Source organism: Rhodopirellula sp. JB055, assembly GCF_043100905.1.
In the GTDB taxonomy this organism is placed as follows: domain Bacteria; phylum Planctomycetota; class Planctomycetia; order Pirellulales; family Pirellulaceae; genus Rhodopirellula.
In genome coordinates, this window is sequence record NZ_JBICHO010000165.1 from 1 (window position 1) to 3,734 (window position 3,734).

Sequence of the window (3,734 nt, forward strand, 5' to 3'; positions counted from 1 at the left end):
CCCTGTTTTTTGGTGGTTTTGTCTGCTGTTTGCGCTGTCTTTTGTTTTTCTTTTTCCTGTGTTGTGGGGTCCGCCCCCCCCCCCCACGACGCTAAAAACAAGTCGTGACAGACCGCAAGAAGCTTATGCCTCAGTTGCTAGCGAGCTTGTGGCGGGATGATGTCGGCGAACGAGTCGATCTTGGCTTGTAGCTTACTTAGGACCGCCTTTTGATCGTCGGTCAAGGATTGCAACGCAGCCTTTTCGTTGCGATCCATCTCTACGTCGAAGAACGAGCCATCGCCATACAGTTTGTAGCGTTGGTTGCGAGCAAATTCGCGTGCCTTCTTCGGACGCCCGTTTCGTTCGTACCACATGAACATCGACTCGCGTCCCTGTCCCTCAGTGCCACCCAGCACCGGCAGAAAGCTCTGGCCATCGATTGGCAATTTCGCGGGAACTTCAGCACCTGCGACCTCACACATCGTCGGCAGAAAATCACTGAAATCGATGATTTGTGAGGTCACGCGTCCCGGCTGGATCGCGCTTGGCCACTTGGCGATGCAAGTCACATGGTTACCCGCGTCGACCATCTCGCCTTTTGCACCGACGACTTTACCAAACCGCGTCTGGGTGACGATCGGTTTGTCGGTGCCGTTGTCTCCAGTGAAAATCAGCAACGTGTTTTCGCGAATTCCGAGCTCGCCCAACTTGCGATCGATTCGGCCGACGATCTTGTCCACGTAAGCCACCATGTCGCCGAAGTACTCCGGTCGGCCTTTGTAAGTCTTTGAGCCGTGTGAGGTGGGATCCCAATCTTCCGAATCCGGCGTGGGACAAAACGGGCAATGAACCAACGTCATCGGGTAGTAAGCGAGGAACGGCCGGTCACGATTCGTTTCCATGAAGTCGCAAAGGAAGTCCGCGAATAGGTCGGACGAGAACTCGCCTTCGTCGTAGTTCTCTTCTGTTCCATTTCGTTCGAGTCGCGGGTTGGGATAGCGGGTGTCTCGTTTCTCGTTGTCCATTCGTCCGCGGGTGTGTTGCCACAGCAAAGACTTCTCGAACCCAAAGTGCTGTGGCGAATCCAGTTCGTTTCCCAGTTGCCACTTGCCCGCGATGCAGGTTCGGTACCCGGCGGACTTCAGCAGGTGAGCGAACGTGGTTTGCTTGCGGTCGAGCATCCCAAACTTCACATAATTTCGCTTGTTGGTCATGCCGGTCATCAGCTTGACTCGCGACGGTGTGCAAATGGGCTGGGAGTAACAGTGTTCGAACCGCAATCCTTCATTGGCAATCCGGTCGATGTTGGGTGTTTGATAGTCGAGCGAACCGTTGGCACCGATGCATTCAAACCCCATGTCATCGGCCATGATCAGCACAATGTTGGGCCGGTCGCCGGTGCGCTGCGGGCTAGGTTCCTCAGCCGGGATTGGTGCTGCTGTGAAGACCAACGAGCAGGTGATGATGGCAAGTGTGGACCATGGTTTTCGCTTGGGCGTCTTGTTTCTTGAGGCAGTGTTTCCGCTCATCGATTGCAGCTTGGTTGGAGGTCACTTGGTTCGAAAGATTCGCATCACACCTGTCAAAAGAGCCACTCCGCCGAGTGCCGGGGCGATGGCCAGGATCAGCCGAGGTTGAGCGGCGACCACGACGATGCCGATCACGCCGGCGACCGCCAATCCAGGAGGCAGCCATCTCGCGGGACGCTTGAGAGAGTCCCAGGCCAACCACAACGCTCCCAGCACCAATCCGACACGCAGTAGCGCCGCGGTCACGAAGGCATGGGTCGACGCTGATCCCAGTGTTTCTTCGCCGATGCCGGCGAAATAGAACGTTCCTCCCAGGCACAGCATGACTGCCGAGAGGATTCCGATGACATTTCGCCGCCACGAGCGCTCGGGTGTCGAAGCGGAAGTGTCCACCGGTTCACGTTTTTTCCCGCTCTCTTCACGCGAAGTTTCCACCGCTGCGGCGATTATCTTCAGTGCAATGCGTGAATAGTTTGGCATGGCCACCCTGGGCGGGAATCTCGGAGGAAAGCAATTCCTGGAGTATACTGACAATCCGCTGCAAGTGCCCCCGCAATCCGCGGGTCGTGCCCCAGCATCGCCCCCGTTCAGCATGAATTTGCTTTCCCCCCCAACCAAACAATCCATCGAATGATGAAATCCTTTTGGCTCACGTCCCTCCGTCGTGCTCGTCCTAACTCCTGCGCGATGGCTTTCCTGATCTTCGCCTGCTGTGGTCATGTCGCCACGGCAGACGATGCACCGAAACAACCGGCGCCTGCGAAGGCGGAGTCGCAATCGCCCGAAACCGAAATGCAACCGCTCTTCGACGGGAAATCGCTGAGCGGTTGGACCAAACCCTATGAATGGGGAAAGACGGAAGTGGTCGATGGTGAAATCCACCTGACTGCCGACAAGAAGTTTTTTCTGGTCACCGAGAAGGTTTTTCACGACTACGAGTTTGAGGGCGAGGTCAAACTCCCCGAAGGCAAGTCCAACAGTGGTTTCATGGCGCGTGGCCAAGTCAAACCGAACGAAGTCTTTGGCTACCAAGCCGAAGCCGATCCCACCGACCGTCGCTGGTCGGGCGGACTGTACGACGAACGCCGCCGGCAATGGCTCAATCCATTGTGGGAACAACCCGAGGCCCAAGCCGCCTTCGATCGCGATCGCTGGAACCGCTACCGTATTCGTTGCGTCGGCAACCACTTGCAGTTCTTCGTGAACGATGTCCCCACCACCGATTACTTCGATCCGGTCGATCTGAGCGGCCGAATCGGACTGCAGCACCACGGCGAAAAAGGCCAGACTTACCGCTTCCGTAATTTGAAAGTTCGCAACCTGGGCAGCCACGAGTGGAAGCCTTTGTTTGACGGCAAGTCATTGGACGGTTGGGAAACCGTCGGCGGTGGCACCTGGACCGTGGTCGATGGAATCCTGCAAGGCCGCGCCAGCAGCGAAGCCAACGAACCCAACGGCATGCTGTACAGCAAGCATCCGATGACCGATGGAACCTATCGGATCGAGTATCGATTCAAGAAGGGCGACAGCGGCTTCTTTGTTCGCAGTGAGATCATCGAGAACAAACCGTTCGTCAAAGGCGTTCAGTGCGAAATTGACAACTCCGATGAAGTTGGCGGCCTGTACCAAACTGGCGGAGCAGGTTGGTTGGTTCGTCCGCTGCACTACCTCGAAACCGGATTTCCCAAAGACCGTCATGCCGTCGTCAATCGATTTTGGAAACAAGCCCGGGAAGGTTTGCAACTCGACAAGAAACCTGTGGTTTCAGACGACGATGAAACGCCTTGGAACATGATGACCGTCAGCGTTCATGGTAAACGCATCGTCGTTCACTTGAACGATTGTTTGGCTGTCGACCATGTGGTGGAAGACTTGGCTGATTCCGGTGTGATCGCCCTGCAACTGCATGGCAACCAAGACCTCGAAGTCGACTTCCGCAAAGTCGAAATGCTGGTCCCAACCAGCGAAGAGTAGAGCTCAGCAGAGTTCGCGACGTAGGCCAGGTTCTACCTGGCGTTGGTGATTGGCCGTTGGATCTGCCCCGTCAAAAGAAGTCTGAATGGCGATCACGCCTCGCTTCTGCCGAAGCATCGGCGCGGGTGCCAGGTGAGACCTGGCCTACGAGCCTTGATGTGACGCACGTTGCAGTCCAGGTGTGAACCATCACGCGTTGGCGGCGGCCCAAGCGGCGAAGTTGGTGACGGTGTCGTCTTCGCGATTGCC

The 3,734-nt window shown here is 56.5% G+C and carries 3 protein-coding genes; 1 reads left to right on the plus strand and 2 read right to left on the minus strand.

What is annotated here, in order from left to right:
- Nucleotides 1-137: 137 nt before the first annotated feature.
- Both ACF8AM_RS06845 and ACF8AM_RS06850 read right to left on the minus strand, forming a co-directional pair.
- Nucleotides 138-1,511 (minus strand): sulfatase-like hydrolase/transferase, encoded by a 1,374-nt coding sequence (locus ACF8AM_RS06845; RefSeq protein ID WP_392554909.1) that lies wholly within the window; start codon nt 1,509-1,511, stop codon nt 138-140.
- 21 nt (nt 1,512-1,532) lie between these two features.
- Complete coding sequence (locus tag ACF8AM_RS06850; protein WP_392554910.1) at nt 1,533-1,991, minus strand: hypothetical protein; 459 nt, start codon at nt 1,989-1,991, stop codon at nt 1,533-1,535.
- A gap of 150 nt (nt 1,992-2,141) precedes the next feature.
- On the opposite strand from ACF8AM_RS06850, the gene ACF8AM_RS06855 reads away from it, so the two are divergent.
- A complete protein-coding gene (locus tag ACF8AM_RS06855) occupies nt 2,142-3,485 on the plus strand; it encodes a DUF1080 domain-containing protein (protein ID WP_392554911.1) in 1,344 nt (447 codons plus the stop codon).
- The last annotated feature ends 249 nt before the right edge of the window (nt 3,486-3,734 follow it).

What these genes read in the sequence shown, in the direction of transcription:
- ACF8AM_RS06845 (WP_392554909.1), bottom strand. Translation starts at nt 1,511, where the DNA reads ATGAGCGGAAACACTGCCTCAAGAAACAAGACGCCCAAGCGAAAACCA.
- ACF8AM_RS06855 (WP_392554911.1), top strand. Translation starts at nt 2,142, where the DNA reads ATGATGAAATCCTTTTGGCTCACGTCCCTCCGTCGTGCTCGTCCTAAC.
- ACF8AM_RS06850 (WP_392554910.1), bottom strand. Translation starts at nt 1,991, where the DNA reads ATGCCAAACTATTCACGCATTGCACTGAAGATAATCGCCGCAGCGGTG.